Source organism: Thermococcus sp. M36 (assembly GCF_012027355.1).
Lineage (GTDB): Archaea > Methanobacteriota_B > Thermococci > Thermococcales > Thermococcaceae > Thermococcus.
Genome location: NZ_SNUH01000032.1, coordinates 1 through 638 on the forward strand (window position 1 = coordinate 1; position 638 = coordinate 638).

General features: G+C 32.3%; 1 protein-coding gene. It reads left to right on the forward strand.

The window, feature by feature from the left end; translation table 11 throughout:
• Nucleotides 1–638: hypothetical protein (locus E3E36_RS11175; RefSeq protein WP_206203612.1), on the forward strand; the 638-nt coding region annotated here is incomplete at both ends.

Consider the following 638-nt stretch of genomic DNA (forward strand, 5'->3'; position numbering starts at 1 on the left):
ACTATCTATGCAATTCTTATTGCTGCATTGGTGCTAACATGGGGTTATATAATTTATGATAAAAGCAAAGCCAAAGAAGCATTGGCAACGGCAAATACACAAACAACTGTAGCCGTTACATCAAGAGATTCTATTAAAGCTGAATTAGATAAAGCCGAGTTAAGATCTGATTCAATAACAAGTTCTAACGTACAATTACAGGGTGCATTAGCTGATAGAAACAGTGAGATTCTAAAGTTGAAAAGTAACGTAAGAACCATTCTTAATAAAAAGAATGCAACCGATGAAGAATTGAAACAAGCCAGGGTGATGATTAAAGAATTAAATGGAAAAATTGACGACTTGTTTGCTGAAGTAACTAAACTGAAAAGTGAAAATGCAGAATTAACAGCAACCAATCAACAATTAAATACAGATAAAACTCAGCTAACAACTGAAAAGAAAAATCTTGAAACTAACCTTAATAATACGCAAACAGAAAATAAAAAATTAGCAGATAAAGTTGATGTTGCTTCTACTTTACATGCTTCAAACATAGGTGTAGCAGCAGTTACGGTAAAAAGAAATGGTAAGGAAAAAGAAACTTCTAACGCAAAAAAAGCGGATATGTTTGTTATTGCATGTACGTTAGATGAAAA